The organism is Solwaraspora sp. WMMA2080 (assembly GCF_027497395.1).
Lineage (GTDB): Bacteria > Actinomycetota > Actinomycetes > Mycobacteriales > Micromonosporaceae > Micromonospora_E.
This window is the reverse complement of sequence record NZ_CP114910.1, coordinates 4,666,849-4,687,245: the sequence shown is the minus strand read 5'-3', so window position 1 is coordinate 4,687,245 and position 20,397 is coordinate 4,666,849. Positions and strand designations below refer to the sequence as shown.

The following is a 20,397-nucleotide window of genomic DNA, read 5'->3' as shown; positions in this document are numbered from 1 at the left end:
GCATTTATCGATATTTGCGAGGTCACGCGTCCCAACGGTCGGCTTGTGCATCACAGAGAACGCCGACCCTGAGAACGGCCAGGGAACCGTCCAACACACCCGCACGCTGTTCGGATGTCAACCGGTCACCGCCGGCATACTCCACGGTGGGTGGGTCCATCCGGTGCAGCCACACCGAGCAGTCACCCGTGTCATCCGCATGCCCTCGGCCGTCGGCTATGTATTTGAAGGATCCAAACGACTGGTCATCCGGACTGACCGACAGGACCAACCCAGGACCGGACACCGCATCAATAATGGCGACTGCTGCCGGACCGACATACACTCCAGTAGCACTATCCGCGTATGCTTCACGAGTCAGCTCGAAACCGGCCACGGAAATCATCCGCCGGTATTCGATAGACTCGTTGGTTGACGCCCCACAGGTAGCAACTCCGAGAACCAGCAGCGGAGGCAACAAGAAAGCCATTAATCGTCTCGGGGTCAGCAACTGAATACACCTGACTCACAAATCAGCTGGTCCGAGGCCTGCATATAGCGACCTATTGTTGCGGTATAGGTAGAACCCCTGGGGCCGAACCTCCCTCTACTGCGAGCCGCATTATAGTTATCCGGTCCGATATTATATATACCTGCGGCAACTTGTTGTGGCGTCCAGATGGCCCGCATGCCATCCGGAGCGTTCTTCTCCGCCAGCGCTTGGTAGTCGGCAAGGGCGTAGGCGGTCACCTTGATCGAGAGCGATGGGTCGGCAATGAGGTCAGTCCAGTCAACGGAACCCAGCGCCTCCGGATGGTTTCCCTTAACTTCATTGAAAGTACCTTCCTGAATGTTACCCCATCCGATTGATGGAGGATTGTATCCTTCACCCTTCTTAAACCCAGTTACCCACCCGACGATATTCTTGATCGGACCGTAGACCCCGAGCTTATCGGCCGCAACGGAGAGCAACTGCAACCTCCTGTCGAGCGGGTCCCAGTTCTCAGAGTTTCCAACCTCTGCCATAAGCACGGACAGAACAAGCCTCGGATCGACACCCGCTTCCGCTCCGTATCGCACAGCGTCGACCATCCAGGCGGCCGGACCCCCACATCCGCTGCGATTATCGGAGCCGCCCGAGCAGCGCGACGGGAAGAGTCGTTTGAGGGCCGTCGCCCAGTTGGCGTTCCACTTCGGAGCGAGCGGCGTATTTCCCCAACTTGAAGTGCGGTCGTGCCCACGTTCACACGACTTGATGCTCGAGCAACTCCCCTTCTGGTCGGTGGTCTCGTGTTTTCCACCGCCGCCCGCGTCATCCTCCTGGACGGTATTGGTGGCGAGGGGCCTGAGGCCGTCGGGGTCACTCATGGTGATGGGGTTGTTGTTGGCGTAGGAGTAGCCGTTCCATTGTTGGGGGTCGCCCATGTCCTGGATGGGGTCGACGCTGATGAACTGGCCGGTGGTGGGGTCGTAGTCGCGTGCGCCGAGGCGGGTGAGGCCGGTGGTGGTGTTTTCGGTTTTGCCGAGGAAGCCGCGGTTGTCGGGTGGGGTGGTGGTAGCGCCTCGTGGTGCGCCGTAGGGCGTGTACTGGCGCCAGGTCGGGGTCTGGGCGGTGTTGTCGAGGTAGAGGGTGGGTGTTCCTTGGCGGTCGGTGATGGCGAAGGTGTAGTTGGTGCCGGTACCGGTGCGGATGCAGACGGTTCCGCCGGGGAGTGCGTAGTAGCGGGCGCCGGTGACGGCCTGGGTGGTGGTGTTGAGGGTGTGTTGCTGGCCGGGGAGGTAGAGGGTGGTGGCGCCGGGGTCCTTTTGGAGGAGCAGGTTGCCGTCGGCGTCGTAGAGGAAGATGCTGTCGCCGGTGGTGCTGCCGTCGATTGCGGCGAGTTGTCCGGCGTCGTTCCAGGTCAGGGTCTGGTTGCCGCCGCCCGCGTCGCGGCTGGTCATGTTGCCGGCGTCGTCGTAGCCATAGGCGTGGCTGGTGGTGGTGGCTCCGGTTGTGGTGGTGCCGGTGAGGGTGTGTGGTTGTCCGGCGCCGTTGCCGTCGCGGGTGTAGGTGGTGGTGGTGTCGGAGCCGCCGCTGGTCGAGTAGCGGGTTTGTTCGGTCCGGTTGCCGATCAGGTCGAACTGCCAGCTGGTCCAGTAGGCGCTGGACGGGCCGAGGTTGCTGCCGACGGTGCTGCGGCTGGTGGGGGTGGGGGTGGCGGCGCAGTCGTCGGTGGCGGTCCATGCCTGGGTGAGGCGCTGCAGGTCGTCGTACTCGAAGCACTGGGTTTCTGAGGTGCTTGTCGAGGCGAGCCGGGTGGAGGTCTGTCGGGTGACGTTGCCGTACGGGTCGTACTGGTAGTGCTGCCGGTCGATTTCGGCGGGTGTGGCCGCGGCGCGGGTGACGAGTTGTTGGGTGAGGCGGCCGGTGTGGTCGTCGTAGCTGTTGGTGATGTAGGCCCAGTTGGGTGAGGTGCCGATGGTGACCTGGTTGGTTCGTGCCCAGGCGTCGTAGGAGGTGCCGTCGGCGTAGCCGGCGAGACCGCCGACGACGCTGGGGAGGTCGAAGCCGCCGGTGTAGAAGTGGTTGACGGTTTCGGCGGGCAGGCCGCCTCGGCCGGGGTACACGCTGCGGCCCAGCAGGCCGGTGGTGGTCGTGTAGACGTAGGCGAAGGTGTAGGCGCCGGCGAGGAGGCCTTCGGCGGTGGGGATGGTGACGGTCTGGCCGATCGGCTTGCCGAACACGTTGAACCCGCGTTGCTGCGTCGTGTACGGGTTGCCGTCCCAGTAGGCGGTGGTGGTGGTGAGTTGCCCGATCGGGTACCGCATGTTGGGGATGGCGTTGTTGGCGTTGTCGTACACCCAGGACGCGAGTTGGTTGGCCGGTGTCTGGGAGGCGATGGTGGCGGCGTACCTGCCGGTCTTGCGGTTGAGCGCGTCGTAGGTGTGTGAGGTGGTCCTGCCCCGGGAGTCGGTGGACTGGAGCAGGTTGCCGTTGCCGTCGTAGGTCATGCCGGTGGTGGTGCCGGCGTCGGGGTCGGTCCTGGCGGTGACCTGCCCGAGCAGGTTGTAGGTCGACGTCCACATGTTGCCGTCGGTGTCGGTGACGCGGTGTTGGTTGCCGTGGCCGTCGTAGCCGTAGGTGGAGGTGACCGGGGTGCCGCCGGTGACGGTGAACACGCCGCTGAAGGTGTCGGCGGGCGTGTTGAGGGTGGGTGGGGTGCTGTATTCCAGGAGCTGGCTGGTGCGTCCGAGGGGGTCGGTCACGGTGGTTCTGACGGTGCCGCCCTCGGGTGGGATGACGGTGGTGCGGTCGCCGTTGTGGACGGTGGTGGTCCGGGAGACCTCCAGGCCGTTCCTTGAAGCTGTCGAGGGCGAAGGTGCGGTTACCCGCCTCGGACTTGACTTTCTTGTCGACGGCGGCGTAGCCGACGGTGGTGCGCTGACACCCCCGAACCGATGCGTGTGGGCTGTGGCGAACATCCGCCGCGCTCACAGACGCTCACAGGCGTCGACCAGAGTCTCGGCTGCGGCCTCGGTCGTGCTGTGGCCGGTCTGAAGCCCGTGCCCGGGGTGTCGCGGCTCCCCGAGAACCGGTCTGCGGCGGTCCGGCCGGTCGGCCCCGGGTGGTGGCCGGCGTTGCCGCGGATGCCGGGGCGGCCCTGACCGCGGTGTGCGACGGGCGGGAGTGGTCGGGCGTTGTCAGCGGGACGGGTGTCCGGTGGACCAGGCTTTTCCGGCAGGGACAATCCGATCTCCGGGACCGTCAAGTCGTAGGTCCTCCGTCAGGTGATGAACTGGAAAATCTTGCCGTTCTCCAGCGGTTGTGGGGTGCCGGTAAAGCGGTGAACGCCGACGGAGAACAGCACGTCGTCGGGAGCGGTGAAAGCCTGTTCGGAGAACCCTGCGTCGGTCAGCCACCTTCGGACAGCCGGTGTCAGGTCGAGGGCTCGTCGTGTCCTGGTCCAGATCACCGTGGCGTCGGCGGCGCAGAGCTGCGGCAGCGCGTGAATGGTGGTGTGGGCGTCGGCGTCGCTGATGTTGCCCAGGACGCCGGCCATGATGACCAGGTCGGCGGGCACCGCCTGCCGGTATGAGGCGAGGTCACCGGCATCGGCCTGCGCGACGGTCACCCTGTCGAGGTTCTCGGCGATTGCTCGGGTCCGGGCCGCGGCGACGTTGCGCGGTTCGTACTCGATCAGCGTTGTACTGACTCGCCTGGCGTCCGGGCGCGACGCGAGCACGGGCAGAATGTCGTGACCTTGGCCGGCGCACATGCTGACCACGGACACCGGTTCGCCAGGTCGCTCATCGAGCCACGCGGCGATGTGCTGCTGGACCAGCCTCAGCCGGCGTGCCAGGGGCGAGCCGGGATCGGTGTAGGGGTTGTGCCAGGCGTACCAATCCTTGCCGTCGTTCATGAAGGTGAGCCTGCCAGGGTCAGCCCGCGCGGCGGCGGGTGTGGGCATGCCGAGCATGGGAAGGCTTTGTCGGGGTGGTAGAGCTGTCCTGTTGCGAGGCAGTGGCGCAGGCAGCCGAGGAGCCGGTTGAACAGGTGGCGTAGTGCGGCGGGATGGCGGTCGCCGTGGTCGCGGTGGCGCTGGTAGTGCTGTGCTGCTTGGTGGGTTCGACGTGGGTGGCGGCGACGAAGGCCCAGAGATAACCGGCAGCGGCGAGCCAATCGTTCTTCATCTTGCGGTGGGTGATGGAGGTGCGCGCCCGGACGCGCGGGTGACCGGGGCCGCGCCGGCATAGGCCTTCAGAGCGCGGGCATCGGCGAACCGGGCTCGGTATACCGTCAATCCGGGCCAGATTTGTCGGATATGAGCCGCTACGCGGGGAGCGCCCAGCGAACACCCAAGGCGTCACGGCCTGCAAGGTAGCGTGAGATCAACTTACCGACCCTGTCCGTCGAACCGGGTCGACCCAACTGCAAAACGGGCGAAGCTGATGGGTGAAGCGGAGCTACCGCTGGAGCGCGTCCGTTTCAATCCCCGCCGACTGCTCGGGCTGCGTCTGGCGGCGACGGCGCTTGAGGATCATGTCCCGCACAGTACGGCGCAGGTCCGGTGGGATCAGCCAGATCTGGGCGAACGTGAAGTAGTCCAGCGCGCCCGGCTGCCCGTACCGGCGCGCCTCACGCAGCAGTGTCGCGAAGACCTTGCCACTGCGGGTCGGTGCCGCCATCGAGCTGATCACGCTCATTGTGAGCGCGGCGTACGCGCGGGGCGTCATCAGCGGACGGCTGCGCCGCAGCCACTCGAACTGTGCCTGCCACGGCGAGTCCAGGCTGATCCGTGGCCGGTCTTCGTCCTGATGCCAGATGACCAACGGCTCGTCGGCGAAGGTGAGCGCGACGTCGTCGTGACTCAGCGCGCGCAGCGACCAGTCGAGCTCCTGCATCCGGGGCACCGTCGGATCGAACGGCACCCGGCGGAACAGCTCGGTCGGGGCCATGATCGTCGACGTCTGGATGAAGCCGTCGCCGTGGAACAGTCCGCGCCGGACGGTGAAGTACTCGCTCGGCGGCTCACCCGGATCCGGTAGCCGCCGGGGGATCACGAACTCGGCCCGTGGGGTCCGGTTGACCAGCCGGCTGGCGACGATCGGCAGCGGCGCGGACGCCTCGCGGGCCGCGCCGAGCTGGGCGGCGAGCTTGTGGGGCAGCCATTCGTCGTCGTCGTCGAGCAGCGCCACCCAGGGTGCGCGGGCCTGTCGTACCCCGGCGTTGCGGGCCGCCGGTGCGCCGCCGCTGGCTGGCAGCTCGACTACCCGCAGCCGGGCGTCGGCGACCGCGTCGAGCGCGGATCGGGTCGCCGCATCGGGCCCGTCAACCACGACGATCACCTCGATGTCCTCGACGCTCTGCGCGAGGGCGCTGTGAGCGGCGCGGGTCACGAGGTCCGGGCGGTTGCGCGTCGGGATGACCACGCTGACGGCTGGGGTATCGGACATCACGCCTGACGATGGCGACCGTGGGCGACCATTGGGTGAATTCTGGGTAGTCATCATCCGTACGGGTCGGGAACACCCTCGGCAACCGGACGACGCACCGGCACCGACCCGGCATCCGGCACCGGCACCCGGCCTGTCGAGGCCCGAGGAGCGGGCCGGGCCGGCATCGTCTCCTGGCTAGACTCCGGCCGCAGCCTGTGGAGGGAGCGGTGTGACCAAGGTTCTGTTCATCGCGGCGTGGGGACGCAGCGGCACCACCATCTTGGACAACATTCTGAACTCGTACGAGTCGGTCTTCACCGTCGGTGAGCTCACCTACCTCTGGCTCCGCGGGCTGCAGCAGCGCCGGCCGTGCGGCTGCGGCGTCCCGGTCCCCGAATGCCCGCTCTGGCAGGAGATCCTCCGCGCCGCGTACGGGGACGACCCGCCGTCGGCCGCCGAGGTGTATGCGCTGCAGCGGAGCGCGCTGCGGGTCCGCCACACGCCCACCCTCCTGCGCGCCCGGCCCGCCCCCGACGTCGAGCGCTACCGACGGCTGATGGCCTCGCTCTACCGGGCCGTCGCGGACGTCACCGGCGCCACGCTGATCGTCGACTCGTCCAAGTCGCCCGCCGACGCCGCGATGCTGTCGGGCGTCGCCGGGGTGCAGCCGTACCTGCTGCACGTGGTGCGCGACCCACGGGCGGTGGCGTACTCCTGGTCCCGGACGACCTCCCACCACGATGCCTCGACCCCCGGCCTGACCCACCACCACAGCCCGGCCGAGAGCAGCCGGCTGTGGCTCGGCTGGAATCTGCTGATCGAGCGGACCGCCCGCGCCTTTCCCGGCCGGCACCGACGGCTGCGGTACGAGGATTTCATGGTCGAGCCCCGGGACACGGTCGAAGGTCTGCTCCGCTTCGTCGGCCTGCCGGAGGAGGTCGTGTCACCGCCGGCCGGCGGGCCGTTCGTCGACCGGCGTACCGTGCGGTTGCGACCCAACCACACGGTCTCCGGCAACCCGAGCCGGTTCCGCACCGGCGAGGTGTCGCTGAAGTTGGACGATCGCTGGATCGACCAGCAGGCCCGGGGCCAGCGGCTGATCTCGACCACGGTGTCGATGCCGTTGCTGCCCCGCTACCGCTACCCGCTGTGGCCGGCTCTGCGCCGCACCGCCGACCCGGCCCACTGAGCACGGACCCGCCGGCCCGCCATCCAGGCAACCACCACCGTCGCCTTGGCCAGCGACCGTACGCCTGCCACCTCGACCGTCGTCGGCACCAGCGCGGCAGGTGTCCGGCGACGCCGGGACGGCCGGGGCATGCCGTTCGCCAGGTCGGTCACCTCGAACCCGGTGAGGTCCACGACGCCGACCTCCTCGGCAGGCACGTCGCGGTGCCCGTACACCGAGGTCACCGCGTCGAACAGCGGCTCGTCGGCGGACCGCACCCAGCGCGCCCGGCTGAGCGCCGCGGTCCGCCACAGCCGTACGCCGGCCTCCCGCGCCGGGTCCGCTCCGGGCTCGCCGACGTTGACCCGGACCACGCCGGCCTGGTGGCGGTCGGCGACGTCGATGAGGCGTCGCAGGGCGTCCGGTGCCAGGCCGTACGCGGCCGGCAGGTCCAGCAGGTACGGCGCGGGAAAGACGCTGCCGGGCCGCTCGGTGGCCAGCCGGACGCGTGGTTCACCCCGGTAGGTCGCGGTGATCAGTCGCAGGTCGCGCAGCGGGTCGGTGAGCACCCGTACCCGCGCGTCGTCGAGCTGATCCCATGGGCCGACCAGGGTGACCCGGATGTCGTGCTCGCTGCCGCACAGCACCGAGTCGACGGCCGCCCGTACCCGTTCCAGCGGCTGGTCACCGACTGCCGTGACCACCTCGACGAGCGGGACCGACCAGGACGTCCCGCCCACCTTGCGCCAGCTGCGTGGGTACGGGATCCGGTCGGCGAAGAACGGGCGGTTCCAGCGGGCGATCTCCTTACGGGCGCGCATCACGTGGGTCCGCCCCAGATGCCAGCTCCGCGCGGCCGGCTCCGGCACGAACACGGCACCCGCCTGGGCCAGCCGGTAGCCGAACTCGGTGTCCTCGCCCAGCCGCAGCTGCGCGTCGAACCCGCCGGCCCGCTGGTACAGCTCGCGGCGCAACGCGGCGGTCGCGCCGACGTGGATCTTGAACGCGTGATGGTCGGCGATGCGCAGCTGGTCGGTCTGGTTGACGTACCGCTCGACGTAGCTGTGCGGCTCACCTGGGTCGCCACCGAACAGGTCCGCTGCCGCGCCGCGAGCCAGCGTCCGCGCGACCGTCTCCGCCGACGGCCACCGCCCGTCGCCGTCCGGGTCGACGAAGCGCTTGTAGCCGAGGGTGACCGCGTACGGCAGCACATGCTGCCAGCGGACCTGGGCCGCCACATGCTCGGGAAAGGCGATCATGTCGGCGTCCAGCCAGTGCAGGATCTCGCCGGTGCTGTGCGCGACGCCGCAGCGCAGGGCGGCGGCCCGCCCCCAACCGGCCTCGCAGTCGGCACCGACCCGGACAATCTTCGTCCGCGCCGGCCGGACCTCGGGCAGGATCAACGGCGGGTCCGAGCCGTCGTCGGCCACGACGACCTCGAGCAGGTCCGCCGGGTACGTCTGCCGGCTCAACGACGCCAGCGTCAGATCCAACGTGGGCTGGCAGTTGTAGGCCGGGATGACGACGCTCACCGTCATCGTGGGCCGCCAGCTGTCCAGATCGGGTACGGCCACCGACGACCAGTCGTTGCGGACGACCCGTGGGACACCGCCCGCCGGCTGCCCGACTGCCCCGGAACCGTCGAGCGTCCCGGATCCGTCCGTTGCGGTTGATCCGTCTGCCTGCGCCACGGGCAGAAGTTAGCAGGGGAAGGTGACCACCGGACGACACGCACCGCACGTACGGCCGGCGGGGTGTCGCGCCGGCTTCAGCTGAACTGCGTACGCGGCCGTTGCTGGGCGACGCCGTCGACGTACAGGTCGACCTTTTCGCTGTAGAAGCAGGCCAGACCGGCGATCTTCTGGCTCTCCGGCAGCGGCGCGCGGTAGATCCAGACCAGGTCGTCGTACGTCCGCTCGCCGAGCCGCACCGACCAGTACTCGGCGGTACCCTTGTACGGGCAGTGGGTGCGGGTCTGCGACGGCATCAGCAGGTCCCGCCGCAGGTCGGTCAGGGGCAGGTAGTAGCGCGGCGGCAGCCCGGTCTCGAACAGGATCCGGGGCGAGCCGGAATCGGCCAGCGTCACCCCGTCCAGCTCCACCCGTACCCGCCGGCTGCTGGCCAGAATGTCTACCCGGGTGTACGGATCACGCGGGTGCGTGTAGACCAGCTCATCCTCCTCCAGCCAGTCGTCCATCGCCGCCCAGTCCAGCCGTACCGCGTCGCGTAGCTGCGGCAACGGTGAGTCGGGGTAGCGGCGGGCGGCTCCGGCGGCGGTCCGGCCGTCCCCGGTGACCACGTCGAGGATCTCGGCGGTGCCCCGGCTCGGCGACCGCTCGGTGGCGCCGGTCGCGACGAGTGCCGCGCGGACATCCACCGCCGGCAGGTAGTAGGTCGGATAGTAGGGCTTCTCCCAGACCAGCAGCGGGGCGGTCGTGTCGGCCACCACCTCGCCGTGCAGGTACACCCGGACCCGTTTCTGGCCCGGTTCCACCCGGACCGCGCCACGCCGGCCCGGGGCCGGGCCGGCGTGGGACGTCTCGTCTCCGCTGTCGGGTCCGTTCACCCCGGAATCGTCCATACCACCGGCAACGATCATCGGGGGGTGGATGTTTCCCGTTGGCGGAGTCCGGGCTGGGCTCCCGCAGGTCAGGGCTGAAGATCGTCGCAGATGTTGTGCGCGCTGCCGACGGTGAAGCGCAGCGTCCGGTACCCCGACTTGCTGACATCCACGGTGTAGATGCCGTTCGGGACGTACATGCCGCTCGGATAGTTGCCCTTTCCTTCGTGCATGCCCAGCAGGATCGGGCCCCAGACCCGCCAGGTCACGTTGTTGGAGTAGGAGCCGCCCGGCCGGATGTTCAGCACCGAGGTGCCGCTGATGTCCACCTCGACCGACTCCCCGGTAGACGTGTTGGTGACCCGGTAGATGAGCGCTCCGGTGTAGATCTCCCGCTTTGACGAGCCGTCCGGGTACGTCGCCAGCACCATCTTGACCACCCGGTCCAGCGGTGGTGCCGGCGACCTCCCGGGCCAGGTCGGTGAAGCGGGTCGCGTCGACCTGCCCGGCCGGCACCGCGTAGCCACCACCCTTCGTGGTGATTCGCACCCCGTACGGCGACAGGGCGGCCCGCAGCCGCCCGACGTAGGTGTGCACGGCACCGCGGGCGTTCGGCGGCGGTGCACCGTCCCACAGCAGGTCGGTCAGCCGATCGGTGGCGACCGGACGACCGGCTGCCAGCAGCAGGATGGCGAGCAGCAGGCGTTCCTGCCGGCGCCGGCCCACCGGTACCGGCCGGCCGTCCCGTACCACTTCGAAGTTCCCGAGCAGCCTGAACTCCATACTGGAAGGACGCCCCGGCCGGCCGGCTTCGATGTCAACCGCACCGACGGGTTTCACCTCGCGGTACCGTCGGCGACGTGACCGGATTCGCGGCGGTGGTGCTGGCCGGTGGCGCGGCCCGACGGATGGGCGGCGTCGACAAACCGGACGTACCGGTCGGTGGGGTGGCCATGCGGGACCGGGTGCTGGCCGCCGTCGCGGGCGCCGACCCGCGCGTCGTCGTCGGCCCGCTGGCCGACCCGCCGCCGGGTGTCCTGGCGGTACGCGAGGAGCCGCCCGGGGCCGGTCCGGTCGCCGCCACCGCCGCCGGCCTCGCCGCGCTCCCCGCCCCGGCCGCGTTCGCCGAGCCGACCGGTCTGGTCGCCGAGCCGGCCAGTCTGGTCGCGCTGCTCGCCGGCGACCTGCCGCTGCTCACCGCCGACGCGGTGGACCTGCTGACGCGGACCGTACGGGCGGGTGGTGTCGACGGGGCGCTCTACGTCGACACCACCGGCCGGCGGCAACTGCTCTGCGGTGTGTGGCGGACCGACCGGCTGCGTGCGGCGGTGGCCCGGCTCGCCGCACAGCGCGACGGCGGCCTCGTCGGGGCGTCGATGCGGGCGCTGCTCGGCAGCCTGTCCGTCGCCGAGGTGACCTGGCCCGGCGCCGGCGCGGCACCGTGGTTCGATTGCGACACCGACCAGGACGTCCGGCAGGCACGGGAGTGGGTCCGATGAGCGACACGGTGGGTGCGATGAGCGACACGATGACGAGCTGGGTGGCGTCGGCGGCCGCCGAACTCGGGCTCGACCCCGGCGAGGTGCCGGTGCCGGTGGTGCTGGACCTGGCCCGCGACGTGGCGCACAACGTGCTGCGACCGGGTGCGCCGGTCACCGCGTACCTGTTGGGGTTGGCCGTCGGCCGTGGCGCCGATCCGGTCGAGGCCGGTGCCCGGCTGGCCGCCCTGGCCCGTGCCTACGGTGACGGCGAGGAGGTCGGGCCGGCCCCGGGCGAGGTCAGGCCGGCTCCAGGCGGATGACGATCTGCTTGGACGTCGGGGTGTTCGACCCGGCGGCGGTGGAGCCCAGCGGCACCAGCACGTTCGCTTCCGGGAAGTACGCGGCCGCGCAGCCGCGCGCTGTCGGGTAACTCACCACTCGGAAGGCGCTCGCCCGGCGCTCGACCTGATCCGACCACTCCGACACCAGGTCGACCTGGTCGCCGTCGGTGAAGCCGAGCGCGGTCAGATCGTCCGGGTGGACGAAGACCACCCGGCGCCCGCCCCGGATGCCGCGGTAGCGGTCGTCGAGCCCGTAGATCGTGGTGTTGTACTGGTCGTGGCTGCGCATGGTCTGCAGCAGCAGCCGGCCCGGCGGCACCTCGATCACGGTCAACGGGCTGACCGTGAACGCGGCCTTGCCGGACGCGGTGGCGAAGGTCCGCCGGTCCCGGGGCGGATGCGGCAGCACGAATCCGTCCGGCTCGGCGACCCGGCGTTCGAAGTCGGCGAAGCCCGGTACGACGTCGGCGATGGTCGCCCGGATCGCCCGGTAGTCGCCCTGGTACGCCTCCCACGGCACCGGCGAGTCGGGCAGTGTGGCGCGGGCCAGCCGGGCGACGATCGCCACCTCGGAGAGCAGTTGGTCGGAGGCGGGGGCGAGCCGGCCCCGGGAGGCGTGCACTGCCGACATCGAGTCCTCGACGGTGACGAACTGGTCGCCGGCGGCCTGCCGGTCCCGTTCGGTGCGGCCCAGGCAGGGCAGGATCAGCGAGGTCGCGCCGGGCACCGTGTGCGAGCGGTTCAGTTTGGTCGACACGTGCACGGTCAACGCGCACGACGCCAGGGCGGCGACCGTCACGTCGGTGTCCGGGCTGGCGGCGGCGAAGTTGCCGCCGAGGGCCATGAAGACGCTTACCTCGCCGTCGCGCATCGCCCGGATCGCGCCGACCGTGTCCAGCCCGGTCGAGGTCGGCATCGGTACGCCGAGTCGCCGGCCGAGCGCCGGCAGCCAGGCCGGCGGCTCGTGCCAGATACCCATTGTGCGGTCACCCTGCACGTTGGAGTGTCCGCGCACCGGGCAGAGGCCGGCCCCCGGCTTGCCGATCATGCCGCGCAGCAGTTGCACGTTGACGATCTCGCGGATCGCGTCGACCGAGTCCTGCCGCTGGGTCAGCCCCATCGCCCAGCAGACGATGGTCGCGTCGGAGGCGGCGAACAGCTTCGCCACCTCGACGACCTGGGCCCGGTCCAGCCCGGTGGCGGCGGTCACCGCCGACCAGTCGAGCCCGGCGCGGGCGGCGTGGTACTCGGCGTACCCGCTGGTGTGGGTGTCGACGAAGTCGGTGTCGACCGCGTCGTCGGCGACCAGCAGCGCGCCGATCGCCTGGAAAAGCGCCAGGTCGCCGCCGATGCGGATCTGCAGGAAGTGGTCGGCCAGCGGGGTGCCGGCCCCGACCAGGCCGCCGGGGCGTTGCGGGTTGCGGAACCGCATCAGCCCGGCTTCGGGCAACGGGTTGACGGCGACGATGGTGGCACCGTCCCGCTTGGCCCGCTCCAGCGCGGAGAGCATCCGGGGGTGGTTGGTGCCCGGGTTCTGCCCGACGACGACGATCAGTTTCGCCCGGTGCAGGTCGTCCAGGGTCACCGAGCCCTTGCCGATGCCGATGGTGCTGAGCAGCGCCATGCCGGACGATTCGTGGCACATGTTGGAGCAGTCCGGCAGGTTGTTGGTGCCCAGCGACCGGGCGAACAGCTGGTAGAGGAACGCGGCCTCGTTGGAGGTGCGGCCGGAGGTGTAGAACGCGGCCCGGTCCGGGGAGTCCAGGGCCCGCAGTTCGTCGGCGATCAGCCGGAACGCGTCGTCCCAGCTGATCGGGGTGTAGTGGTCGGCACCCGGTCGGCGCACCACCGGGTGGGTGAGCCGGCCCTGCTGGCCGAGCCAGTGGTCGGAGCGGGTGGCCAGCTCGCTGATCGGGTGCTCAGCGAAGAACTCCGGGGTGACCCGGCGCAGGGTCGCCTCCTCGGCGACCGCCTTGGCACCGTTCTCGCAGAACTCGGCGTGCGCGCGGCGCTGCGCGGCCGGCTCCGGCCAGGCGCAGCCGGGGCAGTCGAAGCCGCCCGGCTGGTTGACCCGCGCAAGGGTGAGCGCGGTACGCCGTACACCCATCTGGGCGACGCCGGCGCGCAGCGCATGGGTGACGCCCGGCAGTCCGGCCGCGCTGGTCGCCGGCCGGTCGACCCGCAGGTCGCGGTCGCCGGCGTCGTCTCGGGGGGCGGAACGTGCCATGCCGCCACCTTCTCACGTGCTGCGATCCGCCGGCTACATCCGAAAGCGCAGGCCAGCGGCGGTACGGCAGCTACGGCCGGCCAGTGCCGGTTATCCGACGGCGGCTGGGGCTAGCCGGTGTGGTGGCTCACCTGGGTAGGGTGTGCGCACAACGAGACTGAGTTGATCATCGTGGGGGAGCAGGTGCCGGCAACAGGAGATCAGGCGTCCGGGAGTCAGCCGGCGGCGCACGAGCCGCTCCTGCTCGACGAGCCGAGCACGGCCGACCTGCGGGAGAAGGTGACCCAGGCGTGGCGGGACTTCGCCGCCGCGCTGGCCGCCATGCTGCCGACGCTGCCGGCAGGTGCACAGGTGGAGCTCACCCTCGATCCGACGGCGTCCGGCACCGGGGACGCGATCTACTCGGTGGATGTCTCGGTCGGCCTGCAGGACCGGTTGACCGCGTCGGCGGTGAGCAACGCCACCCTGCCGCCGGACTACCGGATGGGCCGGGACGCCGTCGCCGAGCTGGTCGCGCTCGGCTGGTCGCCGCCCGGGGTGGTGCCGGGTTGCGGTGACAACTTCGGGCTGGCCACGACGACCACCGACGTCGCCCGGCTGGCCTCAGTGATCACCCACACGCTGCGCCAGGTCTACGGTGCCCCGCATCCGGCCTTCGTCGTCTACTCGGTGAACGACGACAGCGACTCGCCGATCGAGGTCGAGCCGCTCGGCACCGCCCGACCGGCGTCGTCACTCGGTGACCATCTCGGGCTGCCGACCGGCGACTCGCTGCCTGACGACGGTGACGACGGTCCGGGTGACGCGCTGCCGCTCGACGACCGGGTCCGTACGGTGGTCGCGACGATGATGCGCAGCACCCCGGAGCACCTGCACGTGGACGCGGACGGCGACATCGGGATCCGGGCCGGCTCGGCGATGGTTTTCGTCCGGATCCGGGACAATCCGCCGCTGGTGGACGTCTTCTCACCGGTGCTGACCGAAGTGGAGCCGACCGAGCAGTTGTACGTGAAGCTGTCCGAGTTGACCAACCGGATGCCGATCGGGCGGCTGTACTGCACAAACGACACGGTGTGGGCGTCCGTGCCGGTCTTCGGCCGCAACTTCCAGCCCACTCATCTGATGCTCGCGGTGCAGGTGATGACCGGTCTCGCCGACGAGTTGGACGACCGGTTGCACGGCGAGTTCGGTGGCAAGCGGTTCTTCGGCGACGGGGACAAGCCGTCCCGGGGCGACGCCGGGGATCACCGCACCGGCATGTACCTCTGACCTGACCGGGCACTTGCCGGACAGGTCAGCGGGTCGGGCACGGGCCGGTCAGGCCGGTGGGTCGGGGACGGCGACCGGCGGCGGTGCGTCGACCAGCCGGGAGAGCACGATCATGCTCTTCGTGGCGGTGACGAACGACTCGGCCCGCAGCCGTTCGAGGGCCTGCTCCAGGTGCGCGATGTCGGCTGCCCGCAGGTGCACCAGGGCGTCTGCCTCGCCGCTGACCGTGTACGCCCCGACCACCTCCGGGTGCTGGCGGGTGGCCGCCGCGATCTGGGCCGGTGTGGTCCGCCCGGTACAGAACAGTTCGATGAACGCCTCGGTTGTCCAGCCGACGGCGGACGGGTCGACGACGGCGGTGAAGCCACGGATCACCCCGGCCGCCCGCAGCCGGTCGACCCGACGTTTGACCGCCGGGGCGGATAGCGACACCCGGGCACCGATGTCCGCGTAGGACGAACGGGCATCGGCCACCAGCGACGCAATGATTCGCTGGTCCACGGCGTCGATATGCAACGTTTAGCCCTCCAGGCGCAACGATAGAGACTTCTTATTGTGTGACAGCATACCTACTCTTGGTTCCCGTGACCGATGTGCGCGCTGCCGCCGGGCAGCCCCGGACCTACCTGATGTGTCCGCCGGAGCACTTCGCCGTCGAGTACGCAATCAATCCGTGGATGAACCCTCAGTTGCCGGTGGACACCGAACTCGCCGTCAAACAATGGGAAGGGCTACGCGAGACGCTGACCGGCATCGGGCACCAGGTTCGGCTGCTGCCGGCCCGCGCCGACCTGCCCGACATGGTGTACGCCGCCAACGGCGCCTTCTCGGTCGACCGCCTTGTATTCGGGGCCCGGTTCACCTACCCGCAGCGGGCCGCGGAGGCCATCGCGCATCGGGATTTCTACGAGGAGCTCGGCTGGCGGTACGTGCGGCCCACCGAGACCAACGAGGGCGAAGGCGACTTCACCTACCTGCCGGGAGCGTACGGTGGCACGATCCTCGCCGGCTACGGATTCCGTACCGACCCGGACGCGCACCGCCGGCTCCAGGAGACGCTGAGCCGGCCGGTTGTGTCGTTACGTCTGGTCGACCCGCACTTCTACCACCTGGACACCGCGCTGGCCGCCCTCGACGACGAGACCGTCGCCTACTACCCGCAGGCCTTCTCCCCCGCGTCGCAGCGGGTGCTCCGGCAGTTGTTCCCCGGCGCGGTGATCGCCGACCGGTCCGACGCGCTGGCCTTCGGGCTGAACTTGATCAGCGACGGCCGGTATGTGGTGGTCAACAGCGAGGCGACCAGGATGGCCGGCAAGCTGGCCGCCGCCGGCTACCAGCCGCTGCTGGTCGAGTTCACCGAGCTGCACAAGGGCGGCGGCAGCGTGAAGTGCTGCGTCGCCGAGCTGCGCGGCTGACCCACGGTTCCAGCCCAGTCCAGTCCGGCGCTCGGCTGACTGTGGCGCTCAGCCGAGCGTGGCGAGCTCGGTGATCAGCACGTTCGACAGCACCGGACCGTCGCGCAGCACCTCACGCAGGTACCACTTCTGCTGCGGCGTACGCGGCTGGTTGAACTGCCACAGCCCGCGCGGGCTGTCGATCTGTCCCACCCGGCCGAGCGCCAGGTTCAACTCCTGGGAGGTGACCCCCGATCCGGCGGATCGGATCGCCTTGTCCAGCACCTGGGCCGCGTCGTAGGACGACATCGCGTACGTGGTCGGCGATGCCCCGTACCGCTTGCGGTAGCCGGTAGCGAACTGCAGGTTGGCCGAATTGTCCAGGTCAGCCGAGTAGTTGAGGGCGGTGACGATGCCACTCGCCTCCTCGCCCAACTGGTCGATGACGTTGCCCTCGGTGAGGAAGCCCGGGCCGTAGATCGGACCTTCGAAGCCGGCGTCGCGCAGTTGCCGGATGAACTCGACCGCCGCCGAGCCGGTGAAGTGGCAGTAGACCGCCTCCGGATCCCGGAAGATCACCTCCTGGATCGGCTCGGTGAAGGTGTCCCGACCCGGATTAGGGGTGGCGTTGGCCCAGATGACCGCCCCGGAGATCCGCTCGTCGCTGGCGCCGAAGCCTTCCCGGAACCCCTGCACCACGTCGCGGCCGGCCGGCTGGTCGGCGGCGACAATCGCCACCTCGCCGTTGGCGGACACCTCTCGGGCCAGGTAGCCGCCGAGGGCGAGGCCAGGCTCGTCGGCGACGTACGAGGTACGCCAGATGTAGACGACGCTCTGCAAGCTGCGGGGCGAGGCGTTCGAGCCGACCAACGGCACCCGGGACTCTTCCACGGCGTCCCGGATGGCGAGCATCACCGCCGAGTTGGCCACCCCGGTGAGCGCCAGCACCTGCTGCTGGAGCAGCGAGTCGACCGCCGCCAGCCCGGACTCGGGGGTCTCCCCCTCGTCGGCGATCACCAGGTCGACCGGGCGGCCCCCCAGCCGCTGCTGGTTGGTGTCCAGGTAGAGCTGGAAGCCGTTGAGCATCTCGTCGCCGATCGGCTTGTAACCGCCGGTCTGCGGGACGATCAGCCCGATGCGTACCGGCCGGTCGCTGACCGGGCCGTCGTCTTCGCTCGAGTCGTCACCCGTACCGACGCTGCAGGCGCTGGCCAGCCCGGTGGCGCCGAGCGCGGCCAGCAGCTTCAGGGCTTGCCGACGGTCGATGTGAGGCACAGGGGTGGTCCTCTCCCATGGGTACGACGATCGGTCGCGCAGGCGGAGCACGCCGACGGTGGCGAGTTGGTCGACGGTCCACTCGGCGTTCTACCCGCTCGGCTGCGTCCAGTCAATGGTAGGTGATCTGCCGGTTCACGCCGCCGACGGGCGGGGTGATCGGAGAGCCGACGGGCGGCGTGAACCGGAAACCTGCGGGCGGCGTGATCGGAGAGCCGGCGGGCGGCGTGATCGGGGGACCGGCGAGCGGCCGGCCCTGGTGCTGCGTCAAGATGGAGCCTATGACCGAGACGTCAGGCTCCCCGGAAGAGACCAACGAGTCCGGCCCGGCGGCTGGCCGGCCCGGCGCGGTGGTGGTGGTCGGCCCGGACGGACGACCGGTCGGCACGGTGAACGTCGGCGGTGCCGGTGCCGCAGGTGCCCCCGGTGACGCCAGCGGGGCCACCGGTGCCGGCGACGAGCCGGTCGACCCGGAAGACCCGTCGCAGCTGATCGAGCAGCCGGCCAAGGTGATGCGGATCGGCAGCATGATCAAACAGTTGCTGGAGGAGGTCCGCGCCGCCCCGCTCGACGAGGCGAGCCGGCAGCGGCTGCGCGAGATCCACCGGCGTTCCATCACCGAGCTGGAGGACGGCCTGGCACCGGAGCTGCGTGAGGAGCTGGCCCGGATCTCGCTGCCGTTCGAGGACGGCGCCACCCCGAGCGAGAGTGAACTGCGGGTCGCCCAGGCCCAGTTGGTCGGCTGGCTGGAAGGGCTGTTCCACGGCATCCAGGCGGCGCTGATGGCCCAGCAGATGGCGGCGCGGCTGCAGCTGGAGCAGATGCGTTCCGGCGGGCGTCCGGCGCTGCCGGTCGGCCCGGGCGGGATGATCCCCGGCATGCCGGGGCAGCCGGGCCAGGCCGGTCAGCCGGGCGAGGGCGGCGGCACCCGCACCGGCCAGTACCTCTGACTCTGCGCCAGCAACTGCTCAAGGTACGCGGCTACCCCGTCGTCGGAGTTTGACGCCGTCACCGCGTCGGCGACCTCCTGCACCGCCGGGTGGGCGTTCGCCACCGCGACCGCCTGCCCGGCCCAGGTCAGCATCGGGACGTCGTTCGGCATGTCGCCGAAGGCGACCACGTCGGCGGCACCGATCTGCCAACGGGCGCAGAGCCAGGCCAGCCCGGCCGCCTTGGTGACCCCGGCAGCTGAGATCTCCACCAACCCGGACTTCGACGAGTGGGTGGCCTCGGCCAGCCCGGCGAGCGCTCCGGCGACGATCCGGACGAACACTTCCGGGTCATCGTGGCTGCTGCGGGCCAGCAGTTTCACCGCCGGCGCGGCGAGCAGCCGCGTCGAGTCGGTGACCTGCCGGGCGGTGGGGTGATCGCTGTTCCAGTGCGCCGGCCAGTCGGTGCCGTGCCGCATCAACCGGCCATCCTCCACCTCGACGGCGAAGACCACATCCGGGACTTCGGCGCGCAGTCGCCGGGCGACCTCGGCCATGATCTCCGGGGCGAGCGGGTCGGCGCGCAGCACGGTGTCGGTACGCGGCTCGTAGACCACGGCACCGTTCGCGCAGACCGCCGGCACCGGGGCCCGCAACTGTTCGTACACGGCCGGCAGCCAGCGCACCGGCCGACCGGTGACCAGCACCACCCGCCCGCCGCGCAGCTGGAACTCGTCGAGCGCAGCCGCGGTCCGGGCACTGAGCGACTTATCGGGCCGCAGCAGTGTCCCGTCGAGGTCGGTGGCGACCAGACGTGGATGCACTTCCATCTCCGGACAGTAGCCGGTCGAGGTAAATCGCTACGCCGTCATCATCATTACGCAGTGTAACCTCATCGGCGGCACGGCGTACTGTCGGATGGGCGTTCGACACCGCCACCCTCGACCACCCGGCCCAGGCGAACATCGGCAGGTCGTTGGGCATGTCACCGAAGACCAGCACGTCCGCCGGGTTGACGCCGAGCGACTCCGCGACGACCGCCAGGCCGCTGGCCTTGTCGACGCCGGGCGGACAGATCTCGATGAAGCCCAGCCCGGCCTGGGTGACCGTCGCCAGCGTCGGCGGGACGATCTGCACCGCGGCGGCGAGCAGCGCGTCGACGTCGTGCGACGGGGTCCGGGCGAACGCCTTGATCACGTCGGTGGCCAGGCACTGCTGCCTGGTACGGGCCTCGAACCGCTCCGGGTACCGCCACTGCGGGTCGAAGTCGCCCCACAGCGGCGCCTCGTGCTCGTCAGACGCTTCGACCATCACGATCAGCGGACCGACTGCCGCCTCCAGCTCGGTGATCAGCTGGGCCAGCACGTCGGCGGACAGCCGCTCGTCGCGCAGCACCCGTACACCGGTCGGGTCGCTCTGGTCGACCACCCGCCCGCCGCCGGCCATCACCAGATAGTCGGCGGCCCGGATGTCGTTGCGGGTCAACTCGATCAGCCGGGGTCCGCGGCCGGTCGCCCCGACGACCGGGATGCCGAGCGACCGGGCCCGGTCCAGCACCTCATGGGTGTACGCGGAGACGGTCTCGTCGCTGCGGACCAGGGTGCCGTCAAGGTCGGTGGCGATCAGCTTGGGTAGACCGGAGCGCGGCATGCTGTCCTCCTTGATCCCCGGGTCGACGGGTCGACGGGTCAGCAACCGTACCTCGCGTACCGTGACCTGGCCATGACGTGCGCGCGAAGACCGGATGCACACTGACCAGGGCCGGGACGCAGGCGGCGGGCGGACGGCATGGGCGGGGGCCGCGCGGTGCCGCGACCGGGCCGGGGTGACCAGCGACCACAGCCGACGTACGAGTAGG

At 70.1% G+C, this 20,397-nt stretch carries 18 protein-coding genes and 2 pseudogenes; 6 read left to right on the top strand and 14 right to left on the bottom strand.

Going from position 1 to position 20,397, the window contains the following annotated elements; all coding sequences use genetic code 11:
- Nucleotides 1-22: 22 nt before the first annotated feature.
- From O7543_RS21280 to O7543_RS21260, 5 genes are all read right to left on the bottom strand, one after another.
- Nucleotides 23-490, bottom strand: coding sequence for a hypothetical protein (locus O7543_RS21280; RefSeq protein ID WP_281567183.1), 468 nt, complete (start codon nt 488-490; stop codon nt 23-25).
- Complete coding sequence (locus tag O7543_RS21275) at nt 484-3,225, bottom strand: RHS repeat-associated core domain-containing protein (RefSeq protein ID WP_281552230.1); 2,742 nt, start codon at nt 3,223-3,225, stop codon at nt 484-486. The genes O7543_RS21280 and O7543_RS21275 overlap by 7 nt, the downstream gene beginning before the upstream one ends.
- A gap of 518 nt (nt 3,226-3,743) precedes the next feature.
- Nucleotides 3,744-4,379, bottom strand: a complete 636-nt coding sequence (locus tag O7543_RS21270; RefSeq protein WP_281552231.1) for a class I SAM-dependent methyltransferase — start codon at nt 4,377-4,379, stop codon at nt 3,744-3,746.
- Nucleotides 4,380-4,398: 19 nt separating this feature from the next.
- The gene (locus O7543_RS21265; protein WP_281552232.1) at nt 4,399-4,650 is read right to left on the bottom strand and encodes a hypothetical protein; all 252 of its coding nucleotides are present in this window, start codon (nt 4,648-4,650) and stop codon (nt 4,399-4,401) included.
- A gap of 273 nt (nt 4,651-4,923) precedes the next feature.
- Nucleotides 4,924-5,913 (bottom strand): glycosyltransferase family 2 protein, encoded by a 990-nt coding sequence (locus tag O7543_RS21260; protein ID WP_281552233.1) that lies wholly within the window; start codon nt 5,911-5,913, stop codon nt 4,924-4,926.
- 211 nt (nt 5,914-6,124) lie between these two features.
- Here O7543_RS21260 and O7543_RS21255 point away from each other — a divergent pair, with 211 nt between their 5' ends.
- Nucleotides 6,125-7,084 (top strand): sulfotransferase, encoded by a 960-nt coding sequence (locus tag O7543_RS21255; protein WP_281552234.1) that lies wholly within the window; start codon nt 6,125-6,127, stop codon nt 7,082-7,084.
- On the opposite strand, the gene O7543_RS21250 is transcribed toward O7543_RS21255, so the two are convergent.
- From O7543_RS21250 to O7543_RS21235, 4 genes and pseudogenes are all read right to left on the bottom strand, one after another.
- Nucleotides 7,036-8,754: a glycosyltransferase family 2 protein gene (locus O7543_RS21250; protein ID WP_281552235.1), complete on the bottom strand. Its 1,719-nt coding sequence runs from the start codon at nt 8,752-8,754 to the stop codon at nt 7,036-7,038. The two genes, O7543_RS21255 and O7543_RS21250, sit on opposite strands and share 49 nt — an antisense overlap.
- A 77-nt stretch (nt 8,755-8,831) precedes the next feature.
- The gene (locus tag O7543_RS21245) at nt 8,832-9,629 is read right to left on the bottom strand and encodes a DUF427 domain-containing protein (protein ID WP_281555756.1); all 798 of its coding nucleotides are present in this window, start codon (nt 9,627-9,629) and stop codon (nt 8,832-8,834) included.
- Between the two features lie 83 nt (nt 9,630-9,712).
- A complete protein-coding gene (locus O7543_RS21240; RefSeq protein WP_281555823.1) occupies nt 9,713-10,054 on the bottom strand; it encodes a hypothetical protein in 342 nt (113 codons plus the stop codon).
- A gap of 97 nt (nt 10,055-10,151) precedes the next feature.
- Nucleotides 10,152-10,406, bottom strand: a pseudogene (locus O7543_RS21235) (winged helix-turn-helix domain-containing protein); the annotation flags it as partial.
- Between the two features lie 77 nt (nt 10,407-10,483).
- Here O7543_RS21235 and O7543_RS21230 point away from each other — a divergent pair.
- Both O7543_RS21230 and O7543_RS21225 read left to right on the top strand, forming a co-directional pair.
- Nucleotides 10,484-11,122, top strand: coding sequence for an NTP transferase domain-containing protein (locus O7543_RS21230; protein ID WP_281552236.1), 639 nt, complete (start codon nt 10,484-10,486; stop codon nt 11,120-11,122).
- 17 nt (nt 11,123-11,139) lie between these two features.
- Nucleotides 11,140-11,424, top strand: coding sequence for a DUF6457 domain-containing protein (locus tag O7543_RS21225; RefSeq protein ID WP_281555757.1), 285 nt, complete (start codon nt 11,140-11,142; stop codon nt 11,422-11,424).
- Here O7543_RS21225 and O7543_RS21220 read toward each other — a convergent pair.
- A complete protein-coding gene (locus O7543_RS21220; RefSeq protein ID WP_281552237.1) occupies nt 11,402-13,672 on the bottom strand; it encodes an FdhF/YdeP family oxidoreductase in 2,271 nt (756 codons plus the stop codon). The two genes, O7543_RS21225 and O7543_RS21220, sit on opposite strands and share 23 nt — an antisense overlap.
- Before the next feature lie 171 nt (nt 13,673-13,843).
- On the opposite strand from O7543_RS21220, the gene O7543_RS21215 reads away from it, so the two are divergent.
- Nucleotides 13,844-14,941 carry a hypothetical protein gene (locus O7543_RS21215; RefSeq protein WP_281555758.1) on the top strand — a complete coding sequence of 366 codons (1,098 nt, stop codon included), beginning with the start codon at nt 13,844-13,846 and terminating at the stop codon, nt 14,939-14,941.
- Nucleotides 14,942-14,989: 48 nt separating this feature from the next.
- Here the strand turns inward: O7543_RS21215 and O7543_RS21210 are convergent, their stop codons facing one another.
- On the bottom strand, nt 14,990-15,457 hold the full coding sequence (locus O7543_RS21210; protein ID WP_281552238.1) for an Lrp/AsnC family transcriptional regulator: 468 nt from the start codon (nt 15,455-15,457) through the stop codon (nt 14,990-14,992).
- Nucleotides 15,458-15,525: 68 nt separating this feature from the next.
- Here O7543_RS21210 and ddaH point away from each other — a divergent pair, with 68 nt between their 5' ends.
- Nucleotides 15,526-16,356, top strand: coding sequence for a dimethylargininase (gene ddaH / locus O7543_RS21205; protein ID WP_348650032.1), 831 nt, complete (start codon nt 15,526-15,528; stop codon nt 16,354-16,356).
- 48 nt (nt 16,357-16,404) lie between these two features.
- On the opposite strand, the gene O7543_RS21200 is transcribed toward ddaH, so the two are convergent.
- Nucleotides 16,405-17,610 (bottom strand): ABC transporter substrate-binding protein, encoded by a 1,206-nt coding sequence (locus O7543_RS21200; RefSeq protein WP_281552239.1) that lies wholly within the window; start codon nt 17,608-17,610, stop codon nt 16,405-16,407.
- Nucleotides 17,611-17,891: 281 nt separating this feature from the next.
- Between O7543_RS21200 and O7543_RS21195 the strand changes: the two genes are divergently transcribed.
- Nucleotides 17,892-18,560, top strand: coding sequence for a bacterial proteasome activator family protein (locus O7543_RS21195; RefSeq protein WP_281552240.1), 669 nt, complete (start codon nt 17,892-17,894; stop codon nt 18,558-18,560).
- Here the strand turns inward: O7543_RS21195 and O7543_RS21190 are convergent.
- Both O7543_RS21190 and O7543_RS21185 read right to left on the bottom strand, forming a co-directional pair.
- Nucleotides 18,515-19,369 (bottom strand): HAD family hydrolase, encoded by an 855-nt coding sequence (locus O7543_RS21190; RefSeq protein WP_281552241.1) that lies wholly within the window; start codon nt 19,367-19,369, stop codon nt 18,515-18,517. The two genes, O7543_RS21195 and O7543_RS21190, sit on opposite strands and share 46 nt — an antisense overlap.
- A gap of 4 nt (nt 19,370-19,373) precedes the next feature.
- Nucleotides 19,374-20,189: pseudogene (locus tag O7543_RS21185) on the bottom strand (HAD family hydrolase); the annotation flags it as partial.
- Nucleotides 20,190-20,397: the final 208 nt, after the last annotated feature.